The following is a 410-nucleotide window of genomic DNA, read 5'->3' as shown; positions in this document are numbered from 1 at the left end:
CTTGGCGCGGATAAGGTACGCGCGATCATGATGCCTTCACCTTACACAGCAGATATTTCCCTCACAGATTCACGTGACATGGTGCAGCGCCTTGGTGTTCGCTATGATGAATTGTCTATCAGTCCTTGTTTTGATGCCTTCCGCGCTACTTTGCAACATGAGTTTCAGGGATTAAAAGAAGACACGACTGAAGAGAATATTCAGGCGCGCATACGTGGCACCTTGCTGATGGCCATGTCGAATAAATACGGTTCGATAGTGTTGACCACTGGCAATAAGAGTGAAATGGCAGTCGGATACTGCACGTTGTATGGTGATATGGCGGGTGGTTTTGCCGTGATTAAGGATATCGCAAAGACGCTGGTATATCGCCTTTGTGCTTACCGCAATCAGATTTCTGAAGTAATCCC

General features: G+C 47.3%; 1 protein-coding gene. It reads left to right on the top strand.

Annotated features, from left to right (window positions below):
* Positions 1 to 410 (top strand): NAD(+) synthase (gene nadE, locus KDM89_RS20040; RefSeq protein WP_212689635.1); only part of this gene is annotated, 410 nt, incomplete at both ends.

The organism is Cognatundibacterium luofuense (assembly GCF_018139685.1).
Lineage (GTDB): Bacteria > Pseudomonadota > Gammaproteobacteria > Burkholderiales > Burkholderiaceae_D > Undibacterium > Undibacterium luofuense.
The sequence above is the reverse complement of the archived record's forward strand: the minus strand, read 5'-3'. Positions and strand labels throughout refer to the sequence as shown.